Here is a 19468-nt window from a genome sequence, read left to right on the forward strand (position 1 = left end):
TTAAAACTTAATGTGTTGTGATAATTTTTGCATATAAAAGGAACGAATTAAAAGGAAAAATAAAATTTCAACTGTTCCAAAAATCATAAGTACGACTGTAATTTCAGCGAAGAACGAGAGATGTAATATTTCTTGTAGCATCTTTGTCGCAAACATCGTATGGATTGATGCCATAATGTAAGGCACGAAGAAAAGAATCGCAAGCTGAATTGTCGCTGAACGTTTCATTTCAGTCTCAGTTAAGCCAATTTTCGTAATCGTTATATATTTTTCTTGCTCATTTGTTAAATCTGTATACATTCGGAAGTAAAGAACACTACCAGCACCGATAAAGAAAATAACACCTAAGAAAGTACCAATTAAGAAGAATGAGGCAACATTTAGTTTTTTCTTATATAGAGAATCGCTCGCTTCACTTGCATGGAAAGGTGGGTGCTCTGCTTGAATTGCTGCATTATCGTTATGGATTTTTGTTATAAACGATGAACCGATATTATGTGCTTTTTCCCAATCTGTAACTTTGAAGTTATATACACTCATTTGTTTGGAAACTGTGGATAAGGCTTCTACATTTTCATCAGATAGTATGAGTAATTGGTATATTAAGCTGTTTGGGAATGGGCTATAACTTTTATATTCTTTTACTTGTAGTTGTAAATTGTTTTGAGTAAGTGTAAGAGTATTTTTCTTTTCTTCATTGTGAAGTGTTCCAATAACTTGATCATCTAAGTCTTTCATAAGAATATAAGATTCATTCTTATTTACCGTGAGTTTTTCCAAATTTAATGCTTTAGCAAGTACATTATAGTCACTTTGTTTAATTGCGTAATAGAGCTGCGTGTTATCTTCAGCTGAAGATACCTCATATATATCCGTTTTAAATTTTGTATAAGTAAAGTGCCCTTCATTAAATTTCTGCTCTAACCAGTTTAAATGTTCATCAGCTAATGTATTTTCAGTATGCGATAAATACGTAAACGGGAAAGGGTTTTGTCTAATTGCATCAAACTTTGTAAATTTCCCAAAACCGTATAAGAATGTAATCATTGTAAAAGCGAGTGTTGATAGCATCGCTACAATAAAGAGCATGTTAATGTTTGTCCGAATGCGCGCTGCTAAATCCGAAATCCAAAGCATATTAATTCGTTTCATATAAAACGTTCTTCGCGTTTTTAAAATACGAATAAGTAAAAAACTAATTTGTGAAAAGAAAAAGTATGTTCCAGCTGCAATAAGCGATGGGATGACAAATATACTAGAGACGGCATATAAAAGCCCAATGATGTCACCTAGCGACATAAAATACAACGGATTTGCGGCTAACGCATATCCACATATTAAACACGTCGCACCAAATAGAGAGATGAGCACGGATGCTTTTCTTTCTTTTTGTTGTGTTCCTTCTTTTAAAAGACGTACGGCTTTTCTCGTACGAATGAGCATCGGTGTAAAAGATGATACGAGAATGAAGAGCCCAAGAAAGATGATGATAGTTAAAACGATAGCACTTGTAGGCGGATATAAATATAAACCAGGTACGTGTGTAATTTTGGCGGTAACTAATAAAAAGAACTGTGAAAAGACAACTCCAAGTTGAATGCCAAAAAATATAGAAAGAGCACCAATTAACATATTTTCTATAAATATGAGTCGCTTTAATTGTTTTTGAGATATGCCAAGTACTGTTAAAATCCCGAACTGTTTTTTTCGTACTTTTAAAAACGTCCCGATTGAATACAGTAAAAAGAAAAATGAAAAGAACACAATGACAACTTCTGAAATTGTCATTAATATGTTCAGAGAATAATTTACGTCTGTCATATGCAATTTCGGATGAAATAAATAAACTGCAAATGAGAAAAAGATTGCGATGGAGAACGCACTGCTTACAAAATAGGCGAAATAAGCTCTGGCGTTCCGCGTCACGTTTTTAAATGCAAACTGCCAAAATGTCATTCACCTAAACCTCCTAATAGGGTGAAGATGAAAAGAGTATGAGAGATACTCTTTTCATCAAGTTTGTTTTAAATATTTTGTCCACTCGTGTATTGTGATAATTTTTGCATATAAAGTGAACGAATGAATACGAAAAATACGATTTCAACGAATCCAAAAATAATAAGAACGGCTGAAACCTCTTTGAACAGAGATAAACCAATTACATCTTGTAGCATTTTTGTTGCAAACATTGTATGAATGGATGCCATAATGTACGGAATGAAAAATAAAATACTAAGTTGAATGGTTGCAGATCGTTTCATCTCTGTATCTGTTACACCGATTTTAGAAATCGTTATATATTTCTCTTGTTCGTTCGTCAAATCCGTATACATTCTAAAGTAAAGAACGCTACCAGCTCCAATGAAGAAAATAACTCCTAAAAAGGTCCCAATTAGGAAAAATGCAGCACTGCCTGATGTTATTTTGTATAACGATCCTGCTGATTCAAAGGAACGAATAAGAGGTCCTTCATACTGGGATTTATTTCGATCTTTTTGCACTTTTTCTATAAAATTATCAGCAATTTCATATGTCTGTTCCCAGTTTTGAATTTTGTAATTGTATGCTGATATATGCTTTACGGTGCTAGGTAAGTTATTTACGATAACATCAGGCAAAACTATCGTTTGATATGAAAAGCCAGATGGAATTGCATTCACATGCTCATAGCCTTTCACTCGTAATTTCGTATTTGTACTAGAGAGTGTAATGTAATCTCTTTTGTAGCTTTGCTCAAATTCGTTGAATATGGTGTTATAAGATGTCCCTGTTAGCACATATGCTTCGTTATCATCCATAAATAGTTGTTTCATTCGTAAAGAATCTGCAAGTTTGTTATAGTCACTTTGCTTAATTGCGTATACGTCATTATAAATAGCTATATCTTTATCTTCTTTTAGTGGTGTTTCATATATATCAGCTTTTATTTTTTGATAAGGGAAATGCTCTTTTTGTAATTGTTGCTCAAGCCAATTTAAATGTTCTGTAACAAAAGGGTTCGCATCATAAGAAAAATAAGAAATTGGAAAAGGAGAAGTTCTATTCACCTCTAGCTTAATAAATTTCCCGAATCCATATAGAAACGTAATCATTGTGAAAGCAATTGTAGATAGCATCGCTACAATAAACAGCATATTAATATTCGTTCGAATACGGCTTGCTAAATCCGAAATCCAAAGCATATTAATCCGTTTCATATAAAACTTCCTTCTTTTCTTTAAAATATAAATAAGTAAGAAACTAATTTGTGAAAAGAAGAAATATGTTCCAATTGTAACAAGCGTTGGGATAATGAAAATACTTGAAACCATATATATAACACCGATTTGCGGGCTTACTGATACGAAATATTTAGGATTTCCAGCTAACGCATAACCACCAAATAAACAAATCGCACCAAATAATGAAACAAGTATGGATGGTTTTCTTTCTTTTTGTTTTCCACCATTTGTTTTTAAAAGGTGTACTGCTTTTTTTGTACGAATAAGCATTGGTGTGAATGCAGATACAATGATAAAAAGACTAAGGAAAACAATGGTTGTTAAAATAAACGCGTTAGTAGGCCCGTATAAATATATTCCTGGAACATGGGTAAGTTTGGCTGTTACTAATAAGAAAAATTGAGAAAAAACAACTCCAAACTGCATGCCGAAAAAGATAGATAAAATCCCGATTAACATATTCTCCATAAAAACAAGACGATGTAATTGTTTTCTCGATATTCCTAAAATGGTCAAAACACCAAATTGTTTTTTTCTAACTTTTAAAAAAGTACCAATGGAATATAGTAAAAAGAAGAAAGAGAAAAATACAATTACTACTTCTGAAAATATCATTAATCCTGAAATTTCAGAGGTCATGTCAAAGTTTTGTAATTTCGGATGGAATAAGTAAACAGCAAACGAAAAGAACACAGCAATGGAAAAGGAGCTACTTACAAAGTAAGCAAAATAAGCTCTTGAGTTGCGCGTGACGTTTTTAAATGCAAATTGCCAAAATGTCATAGATTATACCTCCGGCTAGAAGATATAGAAGTAGTTGTATTGCAAAAAATGTATGAGAGTGAGTTCTCATACATTTTGCTTGCATATGTTACGATCATGCTTCGGTCACCTTCTCCGTATGTTCTGCTTGATTATTTGCAGCGTTGTGGAAGATGATTTTAATCGTCGTTCCTTTACCAACTTCAGAATCTAGTTTGACAGAGTGACCTAAATAATCACAAATTTTACTTACAATATAAAGTCCCATACCAGTAGATTCTCCGAAGGCGCGACCGTTTTTCCCAGTGTAAAATGGTTCAAATACTCTTCGAATATCTTCTTGCGGAATACCAACACCTTCATCGCGAACTTCTAAAATAATATCTTTTCCGTTTCGGTAAGCAGATAAGAATACTTTCTTTCCGCGTTCCCCAGAGTAACGAACAGCATTTGTCATTAACTGATAGATGATAAATTTTAGCCATTTCGCATCAGAAGCAACTTTTAAATCAGAATGGACTTCTAAAACAGGGAAGACACCATTACGAATGAATAGTTCTTTTAATCCGTTAATATTTTTTGTTACCGTATCTTTTAATGAAATCGTCTCGACATGGAAATCTTCATGGAAGTTATTTAACCTAGCCATGTATAAAGCCATATCAAGTCCTTGGTTTAGACGCTCTAATTCTTTTTTAAACTTTGGAATTAAATGCTCGTCTTCCATTTCTAGCACCATAAGCTGCATAACAGAAACAGGTGTCTTCATTTGATGTACCCAATGGTTAATGAATAATTGATGTTCTTGTTGTTTTACTTCATACGATTGTAGTTCTTTTTGGAATAGACGGTACTGCGTACGTACGAGTTCATTGACACCGTGAGGCATCGGAGCAGTTGCTCTTTCAATAAACGCATCTTCCATTTTTTCTGGTTGCTCACTTAATCTATGGTACATTCTACGATTGCGAACGTAACGATAAGCGAGGAAACAAATAAATAAGTATAAACTTAAAACGACGAAGTAAAATTTATTATTTTGAAATCCGTCTACTGCATCATAAAGAACGAAAATGATACCGAAGTTTAATACGTACAGTAGAAAAAATGCAAAATGATCACGTAAAAATAGCTTCATGCTTATTCACTCCAAGTTGCGTTAAAGCGATATCCAAGTCCACGTACTGTTTCAATAGAGTTCTCAATGCCAAGCTCATTAAACTTTTTACGAAGACGTGTAATGTTTACGTTTAATGTATTTTCCTCAACGAAACTTTCGTCATCCCAAAGCGCAGCTAATAAATCTTCACGGCTCGCTGTACGAGGGAATTTAGATAATAACATTTCTGCTAAAATTGCCTCTTTCTTCGTTAAAAGAACTTGTTCAGATCCAAAATGAATTTCTGGACGTTCTGGGAATAGTTTTAATCCTTCTACTTCAACGATACGTTCCGAAATATTTGGTGCATAATCACCGTAAATACGGCGTAATTGTCCTTTAATTTTCGCCATTACAACGTCGTAGTGGAATGGTTTTGTAATGTAATCATCCGCACCGCTTTCAATTGCCATAATTTGTTCCATCTCACCAGCACGCGCTGAAATGAAAATAATTGGACAAGTAGATTCATGACGAATTTGACGGCACCAGTAGAAACCATCGAATTTCGGTAAGTTTACATCAAGTAAAACAAGATGTGGTTTCACTGCGTTAAACGATTCCATAATATCATCGAAATTCTCCGCTACCACAGCCTCATAACCGTACTTCTGAATGTGAGATTGCAGTAATGATGAAATATTTGGATCGTCTTCAACGATTAAAATTTTATACATATGTATATTCCTCCTCAAAAAAACAATTGTAGCTATAGTGTATCATGTGTTTCAAGTCTTTTCATTATGTTGAAAGATAAGCTAGTAAACAGTATAGGTTAAAAGTGAGAAAAGTAAAAAGGGCGCTGGATGAAATTGACAAATAACGGTAATTGGTTTAATATTTAGATAAATATCTAAATGTCTAATTATCGAAAGGAAGAAAGACATTGAATCAAGCATTCAAAGCATTAGCAGATCCAACAAGGCGAAAAATTTTAGACTTATTAAAAGAAGGCGATCTAACCGCTGGTGAGATTGCTGAACATTTCAATATGACAAAACCAAGTATTTCACACCACTTAAATGCACTTAAAAATGCTGAACTTATTCAAGATGAAAAGAAAGGGCAATTCGTTATGTACTCTTTAAACACAACGGTCTTTCAAGATTTATTGACTTGGGTGTTTACATTTACGAATAAGGGGGAAGAGGGGAAATGAAAAAGCATCTTTTTGCAATCTTATTAATTGTTATAACTTGTTTAGCTTGGGCGTTTGCTTGGCCACATTTACCGGATACAATTGCAACGCATTGGAGCGGCGGTAAAGTAGATGGATATTCTTCTAAATTGTATGGAATGCTTTCTATGGTTGGAATTATGATTGTTTTATATATTTTTCTAAACGTGTTACCAAAGATTGATCCAAAGAAAGCGAACTACGAGAAGTTTTCTAAAGCTTTTATGATGATGAATAACGGGATACTACTGCTACTATTTGTAGGGAATATAGATATTATTACAAGTGGATTAGGATACAATTTATTCATTAATCGCGTGCCGGAATTATTAGTGGGTATTTTATTTATAGTCATCGGAAACTATTTACCACAATGTAAACCAAACTACTTTGTAGGTATAAAAACACCGTGGACATTAAGTAACGAAGAAGTGTGGAGAAAAACGCATCGTTTTAGCGGAAAGGTGTTTGTTGCATTGGGGATCATTATGATTTTAAGTGTTTTTGCACCAGTGGCGTGGAAATCTTTCGTAATGGTTGGAATTATTATTGGTGCAGTAGGATTAACGATGGGATATTCATATATTGCTTATAAAAAAGAAATAGGGGCCTAATAAAAAATTATGGGGGAGAGAGGATGAAAAGACACGTATTACCATGGAGTTTAATTAGTGGCATTGCAATTGGATGGTATATTGTATGGCCATATTTACCAGAACAAATTCCACGCCATTATAATGCAGCAGGAGTAGTAGATGGATATTTTTCTAAAATAGAAGCAAGTTCATTCTCGATAGGTAGTATGGTAGTGCTCTATATGATATGGCTAGTTTTTGGATTCATAAAAGATAAGTCTACACAGCAATCCAAAGTTCTTTCAGCGATTAATTATGCCATTCTCTTTATCGGATTTGGATGTAACATATTTGCACTATTAGCAGCGTCTAATTATATTGCATCGGGCTCAATTGCATTTAATTTTGGACTTGGAACATTGTTTCTTGTACTAGGTAATTACATGCAACAAACGAAGCCGAACGGGTTAGTAGGCATTCGAATGGACTGGACATTAGAAAATCCTGTAGTTTGGAGAAAAACACATAGATTTGCTTCGAGGGTATTTGTAATAGGTTCACTTTGTATATATGCCGGGGCTTTGCTTCCAGATCCATTTAATATTTTTATGGGGATTGGAATCATATTAATATGTATTATCGTATCAACAATAAAGTCATATAGTATTTATAAAGAAGAGTTGAAAATGTAAATAAAGCTGCTTTTCCTTTTAGGGAAGAGCAGCTTTGTTTTTTTATCACTTCTTCAAAACCGGTATCCAAATTTCACTTTTAAAGTTTGGAGAAGATATATCTTTCTGTTCATTCCACAATATTTCCGGTCCTTCCGCTAGTTCATAGTTCGAAGAAGGGAACCATTCAGAATAAATACGTCCCCATACATTTTGTAGTGCATCAGGAAATGGACCGACAGCTTCGAATATAGCCCATGTTGAAGCTACGACTTCGAGTTGTTTAAACTGCTCTGGACAATCTTTTGTTGTGGCTACTCCAATATAGTGATCAAGTTCTCCTTTTTCCTCCATTCTTCTTTCAGAAAAATTAGTAGAAGCACTAATAATTCCATTCGGTTCCATGTTTGAAAGTGACTTTAACATTTCAATGGACTCTGGGTTTAAACTTTTCCACATAGAAGCAATTTCTTCATTTACACCATTAAAAACGATTGGTACTCGTTTTGTAATACCTATAATTCGAAAGGGCTCTTTTTCTTCAATTCGATAGTTCATTTCATTTCCTCCTTGAATGGATAATTGGAAGGTCATTGGTGAATAAGCCTTCAAAGAATGGCTACTATTTCGGGCCTCTGAAGGTGTTATACCGTGCAAGTTTTGAAATGCACGAGCGAATGAATCTGGTGAGTTGTATCCATATTTTATAGCGATATCAATGACTTTTACATTGCTGTTTTTTAGTTCAAAGGCAGCGAGAGTAAGACGTCTACAGCGAATATAATCAGATAGTGATATACCTGCTAAAAACGAAAACATTCTTTTAAAGTGATACTCAGAACAAAGAGCTAGCCTCGCAACTTCTTTAAAATCAATTTCATTCGTAAGGTTATCTTCAATATAGCGCATTGCAGCATTCATATTTTTAAGTGAATCCATATTATGACCTCCTCTGTACATAGAATAGCAGGAACGAAATAGCTCCATCCGACATTTCGTGCACAACTTTGTAGGTGCATTTTTTACCTTACAAAATTGTAATGTTCCTGTAAGGAGAATGAATGGATGGTATGATATCCCAATGTTATAGTAACAAAGTACTTTAATTCATTACGTTAACTTTTTGATTTCTTTACTTATGTGCCTTACATAACTGTCATGTTTGTGTAAGAAACATCGATAGTGGCAAGAGTAGAGAGTGTATATAGTTGAAAATAGAGAATAGAAGAAATGAGGGATGTCGAGATGAAAACAGTATTAGAAGCAAAAAATATTGAAAAAGTATATGACACGGGTGGTAATAAATTTGCAGCGTTAAAAGGTATTAACTTACAAGTAAAAGAAGGTGAGTTCGTTGGAATTATGGGACCTTCTGGTTCTGGTAAGACGACTTTACTAAATGTTCTTTCTACAATTGATAATGCGACGAACGGTGAAATTTTAATTGATGGAAAAGATATTGTGAAAATGAATGATGATAAGTTAGCGTTATTCCGCCGCGATCATTTAGGCTTCATTTTCCAAGATTATAACTTATTAGATACGTTAACAGTGAAAGAGAATATTGCTTTACCACTTGCGTTATCAAAGGTGAAAGCGAGTGAGATTGATCGCCGCGTTCTTGAAATCTCAAAGAAATTTGGTATTGATCATATTTTAAGTCAGTTCCCATATCAAGTATCTGGTGGACAGAAGCAGCGCTGCGCAGCATCACGTGCAATCGTTACGAATCCAAGTATGATTTTCGGAGACGAGCCAACTGGAGCGCTTGATTCTAAATCTGCAACAGATTTACTTGAAAGTATGAAGTCATTAAATGAATATGATAACTCAACAATTTTAATGGTAACGCATGATGCATTTGCAGCAAGTTATTGTAAACGAGTTATTTTCATTAAAGATGGTGAACTATATAAAGAATTGCACCGTGGTGAATCAACGCGTAAACAGTTCTTCCAAAAAATTGTTGACGTAATGTCTTCTATTTCTGGAGGTATGGCTGATGACCTTATCTAGCATTGCCCTCCGCAACATACAGCGGAACTTTAAAGACTACTTTGTATATTTCGCATCTATGATTTTTAGTATCGTTATTTATTTTACATTTAAAGCACTGCAATATAATTCACAAATGGAAAAAGCAGCAGAAGCTTCAAAAAAAATTAGCGGAGCGTTCCAAGTTTCAAGTGTCATGCTTATCATTTTCGTAGCAGTGTTTATTATATATTCGAACGGTTTCTTTACACGTAAACGTAAAAAAGAAGTTGGCTTATATTCGTTATTAGGTATCCGTAAAAGACAAATTGGTAAAATGCTCTTTTATGAAAATATGTTAATGGGATTAATGTCTTTAATTATCGGTATTGCGATTGGTAGTGTCCTTTCAAAATTATTCCTTGAACTGCTAGTAAGCATGATGGGATTAAACTTAAATGTTCATTTTGAAGTACCGATGGCTGCCATTATTGATACAGCACTTATTTTCTTTGTGATTATTTTATATACATCACTTCAAGGATATCGTTTAATTTATCGATTTAAGCTAATTGAACTTTTCCGCGCCGAACGTGAAGGAGAAGCAATGCCAAAAGGATCAGTTATTATGGCATTAATTTCAGTTGTCTTAATCGGTTCAGGTTATTTTTTAGCATTAATGTTCATGAAAGCAGTTAAATATGCAGACTTTATGGCAGTTGCACTTTATATTTTATTGGCGACAGTATTAGGTACGTACTTACTATTTATGTTCTTTACAGTATTCGTATTGAAACGTGCAAGAAATAATAAATCATCGTTTTATAACGGTATGAATATGGTAACGACGTCGCAGCTACTATATCGTATTAAAGGAAATGCAAAATCACTTGCGACAATTTCTATTTTAAGTGCGGTAACATTAACAGCGGTTGGTACGTCTGTTACGATGTATTACAACACATTTACGCAATCAAAAGCAGTTGCACCATATAGCTATTCTTATGAGAAAAAAGATGCAGCGCTTGATAAGAAAGTAAATGCGATTTTTGCAGAAGAGAAGAAAGATCATCCGATTAAAGATCAATTTGAAATTGAGACAGTTCCTGTAAAAGGGAAGTTTGAAGGAGATAAAGTTGATTTCATCTTTAATATGAACTACAGTATCTCAGAGAAATATCAATTTATGTCTCAATCTGAATTTAATAAGCTTGCTAAGAAAATCGACGCAGAAACAGTGAATGTAGCTGCTGATGAAGCATTTATATATGATAGTTCGTATATTGAAGGACATGAGTTTAGTCCACAATATAAAGGAAACAAAGCAGTATTCCAAATTGGGAACGAAACGAAGCAATTAAAAATCCAAGGTGCAAATGACGTTGCGATTACAAATTTAGGTGAATTAGTTGTTGTCGTTTCAGATGAAATGTATGAACAAGCGAAACAAGCATTTGGAACACGTATTGTAAAAAATATTGATGTGAAAGATGAGAAAAACAGTAAAGTGTTAACGGAAAAATTAACAAAAGTGATGCCAGCTGGTGAATCAGAAATGGTGTTATCATTTAGAGATTTCTACACTGGTTTCCATATGGGGCTTGAAGGAACAGGATTAATGATGTTTATTGGAATGTTCTTAGGGCTTGTATTCTTACTAGCAACAGGTTCTATCATTTACTTTAAACAATTAACAGAAGCAAATGCTGATCGTGAGCGTTATGTTGTACTTCACAAAATAGGGGTCACAAAACAAGAAATGAAAAAAGCTATTGCAAAACAAGTAAGCTTTATCTTTGCAATCCCGTTAGTAATCGGAATCCTGCACAGCTTGTTTGCATTAAAAGGTTTAGGGAACATACTACCATTTGAAATTATGATTCCGCTTCTAATTAGTATCGGAGTATACGGCGCTATTTATATTGGATATTACTTCTTAACTGTTCGTTCTTATTATAAGATCGTGAGTGCGAAGTAATAAGGGGCAGCTATCGCTACAGGCGATAGCTGTTTTTTTATTCTTCATAAAATCTTAAGAAACTTCCTCAATTTTTATTAAGAAACGATAGTTATACTTAGACACAAGTTAAAAACTATCGAACGAATGAGGAGAGGTTTACATGCAACTCATAACATTCTTACATGAATTTATGAAACATCCGAAACATACTGGTGCAATTGCGCCAAGTTCAAAAATATTAGCAAAGAAAATGGTAGGAGTAATTGATTTTAATAAAGCGCAGTGCATTGTAGAATTAGGGCCTGGTACAGGAGTCTTTACGAAAGAAATTATGAAGAGAAAGAAGAAGGAAACAATATTTCTTCTTATTGAAATTAATGAAGTGTTTTGCAAAGAGCTAAAGAGAAAATTTAAAGATGAGCAGAACGTCATTGTTGTGCACGGTTCAGCTGAAAATATAAAGAAGTATATGGAAGAGTTCCATATAGAATGCGTGGATTACGTTTTATCGGGATTACCTTTTACTTCTTTACCAGAAGAAGTTTCAAAGCGTATTTTAAACAATGTAATGGAAGCGATACATGAGAATGGTGAATTTATTACATTTCAATATTCACTTGTGAAAAAAGGATTTATACAGCATTTCTTCCCTGAAATTACACTAGAGAAAGTGTGGCTCAATTTCCCACCAGCGTACGTCTTTAGCTGTAAAAAAGAGCTAAGGAGAGCGTATGCATAATGGAATTACATGAATTATTATCCTATATTGAGCAGTACGGTTATTGGGCATTATTTTTCTGTTTATGGTTAGGTATTATCGGTATGCCAATTCCAGATGAAATGATTGTTATGAGCGGAGGATTTGTATCTTCATTAGGTATATTAAATGTTATTCCTGCGTTTTTATTAACGTATTTAGGCGTTGTGTCCGGACTTTCTTTAGGCTATATATTAGGGAAAATATTTGGTACAAAAGTACTTGATAAGCTAATGAAAAAGAAAAAAGCAAAGTATGTTGTGAAATCGCAAGAGATGGTAGAGAAGTATGGTCATTATGCATTAGTTACAAGTTACTTCATACCAGTTGTAAGACATGTTGTACCGTATTTAGTTGGAATGAATAACATGTCATTTAAGACGTATGCTTTGTATTCTTATACGACAGGATTTCTTTGGACACTCGTTTACTTTGTGCTAGGTTCTTTATTTGGACAACATATTGAAAGAATTGTAGCAGTTGCGATAGAGTATGGCTTGTATTTTGGCGTGATTGTTTTTATTGTTACAGGTATTCTTTATTTATATAGACAAAAAAGAATCACACTGATGAGTAAATAGAAGTAAAGAAAGTTTCTTCCAGTATGAAGGACAAGATAGGATTATAAGTATAAAATTATCTTTATTTAATGGTAAAATATAGGTAAGTAGTTAAGGGAGGAAGAGCGTTGTGCTACTCATTTTTAGCCTTATCTTAATTGGAATTATGTGCAGTATGAAAATAGTATCTTTACACATGATAGAACGACAAAAGGTAGAGGAACGATATGTATATTGTCCAAAATGTGATACAAAAATTAGAAGAGGAAATTCAGCTCCTTTTTGTTCGAAATGTAATTTAATATTTTAAAAATAAAAAGTCCGAAATCACTTTATATAGTTTCGGACTTTTTATTTTTAAGTAAACATTAATCCACCTAGTTCTCTTTCGTTTGTTTATTAGCTAAAATGGATTATGAATAACAATAGTATGTAAACGAAAATAAATATAAATGTACACATGGAGTGTTATATTTGGAGATTTTAATCATAGTAGGATGCCTATTAATAGGAATTATTTTGATTAGTATAAGTATCTATCGATTTGTTAAAGAAATAAAAGAAAAAAATTCAAAGAAAGAGAAATGGAAAGTAGTAGCTGGAAATTTGATAGAGTTATTTAGTGATCCATTGCACGGAGCACCGTTCTATTTTTTAACTGGGGGTCTCTTTTTTGTAATCGGGCTGTTATTTCTTTCTATGGGAATGGGATGGCTTGAAATTGATTAAGGCGTATTAACAAAGATGTTTCATAGTTGTATTGCGAAGAGGAGAGAGCAAATGCCGGTTATAAGAGATATACAATTGAGTTTTCTAAAAGTAAAAGAGCATACTAGAAGCACTGAGACATTACAGTTAGCATCTACAAGCAACTACGATGAAGATATCTCTTTTGGTAAAGAGACGAGCTGTATTACTTCTTTATATTGTCGACATATGCCAAAGTTAAGAATGGAGTATGAGAAAGGTATTTTGATTCATTGTGTGGATGATATTTCATTACTCGATGAGTGGGAGAAGAAATATAGAATTTTTCCTGAATATATGAATGTTTTTGTGGAGTATGAGAGTGTGAAGGATTTTCCATATTTATCAGATAGAGAGAAAAAAGAATTAGCCCTTCAAATCGTTCATGCGGAAATGAAGCGTTTAGCTGTGAAATATGATTGGGATATAGAAGAGTTAGAAAAAGTGAAGAATAAGATACTAGAATTGAATTATAGAAACGAGTTCGTATATATAAAAAAGAGTAGTCCGAATAAAAAATACGTATGTAATATAACATGTCAGCATGAAGTGGCTTATGCTGACGTGTACTTAGAAATAAGAGAGTATAGAACGAGGCGGTTAATCAAAAAGGAAAAGCTTATTAGAGAAGAAGATATGTATAAGATGTTTCATCATGTTAGTGAAGTGGCTTGGAAGTTAAATCATAAAGTGCTACTGATGAATGATAAAGGAAAAACTGTATGGATGTTAACCTTTTTAGAGAAAGATATCCCAGCTAATTTAGTTTGGAAGATTGAAAGAATAGATTGAAAATAGATGAGAAGTGGAGTGCATATGATGGAGACACAAATCGTTATTGGAGTACCTGGTTTATGGAAAGATAGAACAGAATTAATACAAGAAGTTGTGAGTAAAAGTAACTATATATTAGCGGGAAATGTGATGCACCATAAGGAGAAAGAGATTGGCTTTGAAATTGATATATATGAACAAGACCCTTCTTTGAGAGAGGCTTTCTTCTATGCAGGTGGTGAGCGTTTTAATGAAGAATTGCTTCAGGAGTTGGAGAAGCATACTTATACAGTGTATATTATTGCAAAAGTTGACGATACAGAGAGATTACAAGAAGTAATTGATGTAGGAATGGAACTTTTAAATGCAGGTGGACTTGCTTTAAAAGTTGAAACAGCAGGTGTGGCTTATTTGAAAGAAGAATGGCAAGAGCTTGCAGAGGATAAGGAAATCTTCCCGATGTATTCGCACCTTGTAACTTTAGTTGGAGATGAAGAGGACGGTTATTATTCATGTGGAATGCAAGCATTTAATCTACCAGACGTTGTTTTAGACGGAGGGATAGATCCGGAAGTAGCTGTAGATTTATTGAATGATTTTAACCTACATAATATATTGGAAAAACCTAATTTGAAAGATGGAGATACAATTAGTTTCACAGAAGATGCTCCAGTGTATCTCTTATCTCATTATATAGATAATCGTTATGAACAAGAGGATCCATTTTATAATCCGTGTGGGGTATGGAAGTTAGAGAGTGCTTCGGCAAAGAAATCTATCTTTCAAAAATTGGGGAGTGTGCTAAAAGGATGGAAAAATACATAAAAGAACAGAGGAGTATATGTGATAAATATAAAGCGGAGTATGTAGAATCTCCGAATGACTTGAAATTAGGAATAGCGCAAAATGTGAAAGATGGTATTGTTCCGATTAATGGGTTACGAATGCCTATAGAAAACGGAACGACAGGTTGGTACATTTGGGCTGGTGAAGAAATGGGGACAGAAGAAGATTTCTTTCTTCCTTTACATGTTCAACATATTGATGAATGGGCACCTGAAATAAAGAAGTATTTAGGGTTACCACCTGGTTGGAGATTTTTAATTGCTGGAGATTACGAGGACGTGTGGTATGATCCGAATTTGTTTGATGAAGATTTAGAAGAGGATACAGATGAATGGGAAGAAAATATGCTACAAGAGTATGGATGGTACATGCATAGCATATTAGCAGAAGATATTGATGGCATCCATGCTAATTATCATACGCATGGTCTAAGAGATAACTTTAATCATCAAGATTTACAAATAGCATTAAATATGGATCCTGAAGTCGCGCATAGTGTTTTTTGTACCATAATAGAAGAAATAAAGAGCGGAAAAAAGTTTGAACAAGGGATTGAGTATACGGATATTATTGAAGGATATCCCATTATTATGAAGTCTTTCGTAGAGATGGATCGAGAAGTTTTGAGGGTTTTATTACCTGATGAAAGAGGGATTCTTCCTACTAGGTCAGAGTGTGATGAGTGTTATAAGACTCAATTGGATAGTATTGAGGAAATTTGATAAAAAAAGAGCTTGAAACTATTCAAGCTCTTTTTTTATCACTATTTATGTCCTAAAATATGCTCAATCTCATGCAAACTTAATTTACTTGCCTTAGCAATCGTTTCAAGTGGTATACCAAGATCATACATATTTTTAATCATTTGAATTTTCCCCTGTTGAATGCCTTTTTCAAGCCCTTTTTCAATGCCTTTTTCAAGCCCTTTTTTAATTCCTTGTTCCATTCCTCTTTTTATTCCTTCTGTCTCTGCATGGGCGAATTTTGCTGCTTCATCCATTAAAACTTTCTCCCTTGCGTCATAGGCTTGTCGGAAAGAAGAATCCTGACTCATACGTTCCCATTTATTTATTGCTTTTTGTAAAATAGGGTCTTGGTTCATAGCAATATCCTCCAATAGTTTAGTTAAGTGCTCATCCTCATTTGCTGAAAGCAATAAAAGCCAACGAACAAATGGATCTTTCCACGGATTTACTTTTTCTTCATGCCATTGTTCAGTTAACTTTGGAATTTCTATAATGTGGATTTCAATGTCGTCACTCAGGAGTTTTTGTTGTTGTGTATTCCATAATATGCTTGTTGTATGGAAGGCTGGGTGTTCCGAAAACATTACGCAGTTTAGTAAGTTTATGGTGATGGTTTTGTGAAGTGCACTGTAGGGCATCCCTTTTTGTAGTTGAGATGTGTATAGTCTTCCCCAATAATATAAACTGCGTTTAACCATATCGTGATTATTATTGAGTTGTATTTCTACATTGACTTTTGTTCCTGTGTCTAATGTTGCTGAAATGTCTAAAATAGATAACTTATCCTCTTCATATTCCCTGTGTAAATGTGGATCTTCTAGTTGTAGAGAAGCAATGGGCGACTCTAAAGACTCTTGTAACATAGCATTTAAAAATGCAATTAGAATATCTTCGCTACCATTCGTACCAAACAATTGTTTAAATGCAAAATCAATGCGTAAATTAACTAATTGTTGGTTGAACAAAGTTTGTCCTCTCCCTTATATGAAGGTACTTCTTTCCTTCATTGTACATAAAAAGAACTAGAGTATGCAAACAAGCCATTCTTCTATTTTATTAGAGGTTGTTTAGAGCTTCCTATCATTGACTACCACGAAAATTTCATATGGACTGTTTGGGTATCACTTAGTAAAGAAAGTTATGATGAAGTATTAGAAAAGTGGGATGAGAGAAGCCGAGAAAATAGTGATCCTTATTTTGGTTGGTTATCTGTAGAAATACCATTTTATCCAGAAACATTAAATTTAAAAACAAATGTACATATAAGAGAAGTTGGAACGGCACCGTATGTTGAATTAGAGCCAACCGAGCATCCTTTAGCAATCGAACAAAGAAATGGAATTACTTTAGAGAGAGTTAAAGAAATACAAGAAATGATTCAACGACATAGCTAGATTAGAAGAGAAAAAAACGAGTGCTAGCACTCGTTTTTTTCTTTACACAACCGCAGGATTATAAATCATCGTAAAGTGTCCTGTTAATAATTCAATGTGACAAGGTGTATGAAGCGAACTTTCTCCATCTGTATCTACTTCTTTTTCTTCTTTCGTTTCAATATGAATGGATTTCGCTTTTACGTGGAAGATGTCATTTTCATTTGAATCCTCGAATAGTTTCTTTCCGATGTAATCTTTAAATGCTTGAATACCTGTTGATTTGACTACGAAAATATCAAGTGTTCCGTCATCACATTTAACGTTCGGAATAAAGGATGGAATACCACCAAGATATTCACCATTTCCAACCATGACAAGGACAGCTTCGTCTTCATATACTTGTCCGTCATAAGTAATTTTTACTGGGAATGTTTCAGCATTTTTTACAGTTCGAATTGTGCTTAAATAGTAACCGATTTTACCAAGCTTTGCTTTTTCTTCTGCATCGATATTGTTTGATACTTCAGATACGAGACCAATGCCCCAGAAGTTTAAGAAATGTTGTCCATTTGCTTTTGCAACGTCAACTGGTTTTATATGTTCTTTTGTAATAAGTTTTGCCGCTTCTGCAATGTTTTGCGGAACGCCAAGTGTGCGAGAGAAGTCGTTGCAAGTTCCGCCTGGAATGATTGCAAGTGTAGGTCTATTTTCGAGAGGTGCTAAGCCATTTGTGCATTCAAATACTGTTCCATCACCACCAAAGACGATAATTAAATCTACTTTACTAGCAAACTCTTGGCAATATTTTGTTGCATCACCTTGTTTTTTCGTATGAAGGATATGTAGATCAGGAAAAGCTGCGGCAAGAGGTGGTACGATTTTCGTTAAATTTGTATGTAAGTCACCTTGACCAGCTTTCGGATTTACGATGAGGAGTACTTTTTCAAATTTTGTCTTTGTCATATTTCATCTCTCCCTGTAGTTTGTAAATGGAAAGAAAGGAGCTGTTCCCATGTATTTTAGAACAGCTTCTCCCTATTAATTGGATGCTAACATTGTCAGTTATTGTCGGTAAGTCGATATATTAAAAAAATCGCCGATATACATTTTATGTACTATCAATTTTTTAAGTTATACGATTATTCCGTTACAACTGAAGCAATGAATGGTAAGTTACGATATTTTTCCGCACAGTCGATACCGTATCCAACGATGAATTCGTCTGGAATTTGGAAGCCAACATACTCAGCTGTTAAGTCTACTTTACGACGTTCTGGCTTATCAAGTAATGTACAGAACTTGAGTGCCTTTGGTTTATGCATAAAGAAGTGGTCTTTTAGGAAATGAAGTGTTAAACCAGAATCGATAATATCTTCTACAACAATTACGTTTTTTCCAGTAATGTTTACGTCGATATCTTTTAGTAGTTTCACTTTTCCTGTTGTTTCTGTTTGATTTCCGTAGCTAGATGCAGAAATAAAGTCAATTGTTACATCATTTTTGATGTGACGAATTAAATCAGCAGCAAATACGAATGAACCTTTTAATACTGCGATAACTACGATTTCTTCTCCTTCAAAGTCACGTTCGATTTGAAGTGCTAATTCTTTAACTTTTGCTTGTAATTGTTCTTCAGAAATTAAAGTGTCTTTTATTTCAATATTCATTGTAATCCTCCTACAGTGTAAAACTTGCGAACATTTCGACTGTAAAGGATAGAATAGAAAAAGTCAAAGGAGATAGTAATTTTTTACAAAGATAACGCCAAAATCATCTGATGATATGATATACTAAGTGTATTAAGAAAACGCTTCCATAAAGGGTGAATATGATGAAGAAGAAACAGTACACAAGTGTAACATTTATAAAAGCATTACTTTTAACAATTGTTCTTGGCCTGTTGGCTTACGTAATTGATGTACCTGCGATTCGTATTTCATTAATTGGAATGACTTTAGTGTTAGGAGCAATTTCGCACGGTATGATGTCGCAGCTAAAAGAAGCTGGACTTGATGATATGAGAGATCATATAGATAAAAAGTAAGAAACCTTCATTATATCGAGTGAAGGTTTTTTTGTTTCTTACAAAAATGTAAGGTAGTTGTAAGGCAAATCGATAGTTGCATAAGAGCATTTTGGATAAACTATGGGTGTAAGGTAAAA

General features: G+C 33.9%; 21 protein-coding genes and 1 pseudogene. 14 read left to right on the forward strand and 8 right to left on the reverse strand.

Annotated features, from left to right (window positions below):
* The 4 genes from ACZDYH_RS25015 to ACZDYH_RS25030 form a co-directional block, all read right to left on the reverse strand.
* Positions 1-1956 (reverse strand): ABC transporter permease, encoded by a 1956-nt coding sequence (locus tag ACZDYH_RS25015; RefSeq protein WP_000145009.1) that lies wholly within the window; start codon positions 1954-1956, stop codon positions 1-3.
* A 68-nt stretch (positions 1957-2024) separates the two neighbouring features.
* Entirely contained in the window at positions 2025-4004 is a 1980-nt protein-coding gene (locus ACZDYH_RS25020; protein ID WP_088362122.1) for an FtsX-like permease family protein, read from the reverse strand.
* A 94-nt stretch (positions 4005-4098) separates the two neighbouring features.
* The gene (locus tag ACZDYH_RS25025) at positions 4099-5121 is read right to left on the reverse strand and encodes a sensor histidine kinase (protein ID WP_000765341.1); all 1023 of its coding nucleotides are present in this window, start codon (positions 5119-5121) and stop codon (positions 4099-4101) included.
* A gap of 2 nt (positions 5122-5123) precedes the next feature.
* Positions 5124-5819 carry a response regulator transcription factor gene (locus ACZDYH_RS25030; RefSeq protein WP_000276738.1) on the reverse strand — a complete coding sequence of 232 codons (696 nt, stop codon included), beginning with the start codon at positions 5817-5819 and terminating at the stop codon, positions 5124-5126.
* 209 nt (positions 5820-6028) lie between these two features.
* On the opposite strand from ACZDYH_RS25030, the gene ACZDYH_RS25035 reads away from it, so the two are divergent.
* The 3 genes from ACZDYH_RS25035 to ACZDYH_RS25045 are packed head-to-tail and all read left to right on the forward strand — an operon-like array spanning position 6029 to position 7586.
* Positions 6029-6301, forward strand: coding sequence for an autorepressor SdpR family transcription factor (locus ACZDYH_RS25035; protein WP_001070523.1), 273 nt, complete (start codon positions 6029-6031; stop codon positions 6299-6301).
* Positions 6298-6933, forward strand: a complete 636-nt coding sequence (locus ACZDYH_RS25040) for an SdpI family protein (RefSeq protein ID WP_000716355.1) — start codon at positions 6298-6300, stop codon at positions 6931-6933. Before ACZDYH_RS25035 ends, ACZDYH_RS25040 begins: the two co-directional genes overlap by 4 nt.
* A gap of 23 nt (positions 6934-6956) precedes the next feature.
* Complete coding sequence (locus ACZDYH_RS25045; protein ID WP_000820681.1) at positions 6957-7586, forward strand: SdpI family protein; 630 nt, start codon at positions 6957-6959, stop codon at positions 7584-7586.
* A 45-nt stretch (positions 7587-7631) separates the two neighbouring features.
* Here the strand turns inward: ACZDYH_RS25045 and ACZDYH_RS25050 are convergent, their stop codons facing one another.
* The gene (locus ACZDYH_RS25050) at positions 7632-8504 is read right to left on the reverse strand and encodes an AraC family transcriptional regulator (RefSeq protein WP_474887412.1); all 873 of its coding nucleotides are present in this window, start codon (positions 8502-8504) and stop codon (positions 7632-7634) included.
* Positions 8505-8810: 306 nt separating this feature from the next.
* On the opposite strand from ACZDYH_RS25050, the gene ACZDYH_RS25055 reads away from it, so the two are divergent.
* From ACZDYH_RS25055 to ACZDYH_RS25095, 9 genes are all read left to right on the forward strand, one after another.
* Positions 8811-9581 carry an ABC transporter ATP-binding protein gene (locus tag ACZDYH_RS25055; protein WP_000859655.1) on the forward strand — a complete coding sequence of 257 codons (771 nt, stop codon included), beginning with the start codon at positions 8811-8813 and terminating at the stop codon, positions 9579-9581.
* A complete protein-coding gene (locus tag ACZDYH_RS25060) occupies positions 9568-11517 on the forward strand; it encodes an ABC transporter permease (protein WP_102955971.1) in 1950 nt (649 codons plus the stop codon). The genes ACZDYH_RS25055 and ACZDYH_RS25060 overlap by 14 nt, the downstream gene beginning before the upstream one ends.
* 142 nt (positions 11518-11659) lie before the next feature.
* Entirely contained in the window at positions 11660-12238 is a 579-nt protein-coding gene (locus ACZDYH_RS25065; protein ID WP_100618327.1) for a class I SAM-dependent methyltransferase, read from the forward strand.
* A complete protein-coding gene (locus tag ACZDYH_RS25070; protein WP_025709992.1) occupies positions 12238-12837 on the forward strand; it encodes a DedA family protein in 600 nt (199 codons plus the stop codon). Before ACZDYH_RS25065 ends, ACZDYH_RS25070 begins: the two co-directional genes overlap by 1 nt.
* Positions 12838-12946: 109 nt before the next feature.
* Entirely contained in the window at positions 12947-13126 is a 180-nt protein-coding gene (locus ACZDYH_RS25075) for a hypothetical protein (RefSeq protein WP_001986677.1), read from the forward strand.
* Positions 13127-13290: 164 nt separating this feature from the next.
* Positions 13291-13545: a hypothetical protein gene (locus tag ACZDYH_RS25080; RefSeq protein WP_000404319.1), complete on the forward strand. Its 255-nt coding sequence runs from the start codon at positions 13291-13293 to the stop codon at positions 13543-13545.
* 51 nt (positions 13546-13596) lie between these two features.
* On the forward strand, positions 13597-14355 hold the full coding sequence (locus ACZDYH_RS25085) for a hypothetical protein (RefSeq protein ID WP_025709993.1): 759 nt from the start codon (positions 13597-13599) through the stop codon (positions 14353-14355).
* A gap of 27 nt (positions 14356-14382) precedes the next feature.
* Entirely contained in the window at positions 14383-15162 is a 780-nt protein-coding gene (locus ACZDYH_RS25090; RefSeq protein WP_048534978.1) for a DUF4261 domain-containing protein, read from the forward strand.
* A complete protein-coding gene (locus ACZDYH_RS25095) occupies positions 15147-15905 on the forward strand; it encodes a DUF4262 domain-containing protein (RefSeq protein ID WP_000417366.1) in 759 nt (252 codons plus the stop codon). The genes ACZDYH_RS25090 and ACZDYH_RS25095 overlap by 16 nt, the downstream gene beginning before the upstream one ends.
* Positions 15906-15946: 41 nt before the next feature.
* On the opposite strand, the gene ACZDYH_RS25100 is transcribed toward ACZDYH_RS25095, so the two are convergent.
* Positions 15947-16894, reverse strand: a complete 948-nt coding sequence (locus ACZDYH_RS25100; RefSeq protein WP_166694797.1) for an Rpn family recombination-promoting nuclease/putative transposase — start codon at positions 16892-16894, stop codon at positions 15947-15949.
* Between the two features lie 84 nt (positions 16895-16978).
* On the opposite strand from ACZDYH_RS25100, the pseudogene ACZDYH_RS25105 reads away from it, so the two are divergent.
* Positions 16979-17323: pseudogene (locus tag ACZDYH_RS25105) on the forward strand (DUF2199 domain-containing protein); the annotation flags it as partial.
* 42 nt (positions 17324-17365) lie between these two features.
* On the opposite strand, the gene ACZDYH_RS25110 reads toward ACZDYH_RS25105, so the two are convergent.
* A complete protein-coding gene (locus tag ACZDYH_RS25110; protein WP_000167892.1) occupies positions 17366-18268 on the reverse strand; it encodes a diacylglycerol/lipid kinase family protein in 903 nt (300 codons plus the stop codon).
* A 176-nt stretch (positions 18269-18444) separates the two neighbouring features.
* Positions 18445-18972 carry a hypoxanthine phosphoribosyltransferase gene (gene hpt / locus ACZDYH_RS25115; RefSeq protein ID WP_001019295.1) on the reverse strand — a complete coding sequence of 176 codons (528 nt, stop codon included), beginning with the start codon at positions 18970-18972 and terminating at the stop codon, positions 18445-18447.
* 161 nt (positions 18973-19133) lie between these two features.
* On the opposite strand from hpt, the gene ACZDYH_RS25120 reads away from it, so the two are divergent.
* The gene (locus ACZDYH_RS25120; protein WP_002001286.1) at positions 19134-19349 is read left to right on the forward strand and encodes a hypothetical protein; all 216 of its coding nucleotides are present in this window, start codon (positions 19134-19136) and stop codon (positions 19347-19349) included.
* Positions 19350-19468: the final 119 nt, after the last annotated feature.

Source organism: Bacillus sp. EB V-12, from assembly GCF_056158125.1.

Excerpts from the sequence above, each read along its gene's own strand:
- ACZDYH_RS25015 (WP_000145009.1), bottom strand. The coding sequence starts at position 1,956 with ATGACATTTTGGCAGTTTGCATTTAAAAACGTGACGCGGAACGCCAGA.
- ACZDYH_RS25020 (WP_088362122.1), bottom strand. The coding sequence starts at position 4,004 with ATGACATTTTGGCAATTTGCATTTAAAAACGTCACGCGCAACTCAAGA.
- ACZDYH_RS25025 (WP_000765341.1), bottom strand. The coding sequence starts at position 5,121 with ATGAAGCTATTTTTACGTGATCATTTTGCATTTTTTCTACTGTACGTA.
- ACZDYH_RS25030 (WP_000276738.1), bottom strand. The coding sequence starts at position 5,819 with ATGTATAAAATTTTAATCGTTGAAGACGATCCAAATATTTCATCATTA.
- ACZDYH_RS25040 (WP_000716355.1), top strand. The coding sequence starts at position 6,298 with ATGAAAAAGCATCTTTTTGCAATCTTATTAATTGTTATAACTTGTTTA.
- ACZDYH_RS25045 (WP_000820681.1), top strand. The coding sequence starts at position 6,957 with ATGAAAAGACACGTATTACCATGGAGTTTAATTAGTGGCATTGCAATT.
- ACZDYH_RS25050 (WP_474887412.1), bottom strand. The coding sequence starts at position 8,504 with ATGGATTCACTTAAAAATATGAATGCTGCAATGCGCTATATTGAAGAT.
- ACZDYH_RS25055 (WP_000859655.1), top strand. The coding sequence starts at position 8,811 with ATGAAAACAGTATTAGAAGCAAAAAATATTGAAAAAGTATATGACACG.
- ACZDYH_RS25060 (WP_102955971.1), top strand. The coding sequence starts at position 9,568 with ATGACCTTATCTAGCATTGCCCTCCGCAACATACAGCGGAACTTTAAA.
- ACZDYH_RS25065 (WP_100618327.1), top strand. The coding sequence starts at position 11,660 with ATGCAACTCATAACATTCTTACATGAATTTATGAAACATCCGAAACAT.
- ACZDYH_RS25070 (WP_025709992.1), top strand. The coding sequence starts at position 12,238 with ATGGAATTACATGAATTATTATCCTATATTGAGCAGTACGGTTATTGG.
- ACZDYH_RS25085 (WP_025709993.1), top strand. The coding sequence starts at position 13,597 with ATGCCGGTTATAAGAGATATACAATTGAGTTTTCTAAAAGTAAAAGAG.
- ACZDYH_RS25090 (WP_048534978.1), top strand. The coding sequence starts at position 14,383 with ATGGAGACACAAATCGTTATTGGAGTACCTGGTTTATGGAAAGATAGA.
- ACZDYH_RS25095 (WP_000417366.1), top strand. The coding sequence starts at position 15,147 with ATGGAAAAATACATAAAAGAACAGAGGAGTATATGTGATAAATATAAA.
- ACZDYH_RS25110 (WP_000167892.1), bottom strand. The coding sequence starts at position 18,268 with ATGACAAAGACAAAATTTGAAAAAGTACTCCTCATCGTAAATCCGAAA.
- hpt (WP_001019295.1), bottom strand. The coding sequence starts at position 18,972 with ATGAATATTGAAATAAAAGACACTTTAATTTCTGAAGAACAATTACAA.
- ACZDYH_RS25120 (WP_002001286.1), top strand. The coding sequence starts at position 19,134 with ATGATGAAGAAGAAACAGTACACAAGTGTAACATTTATAAAAGCATTA.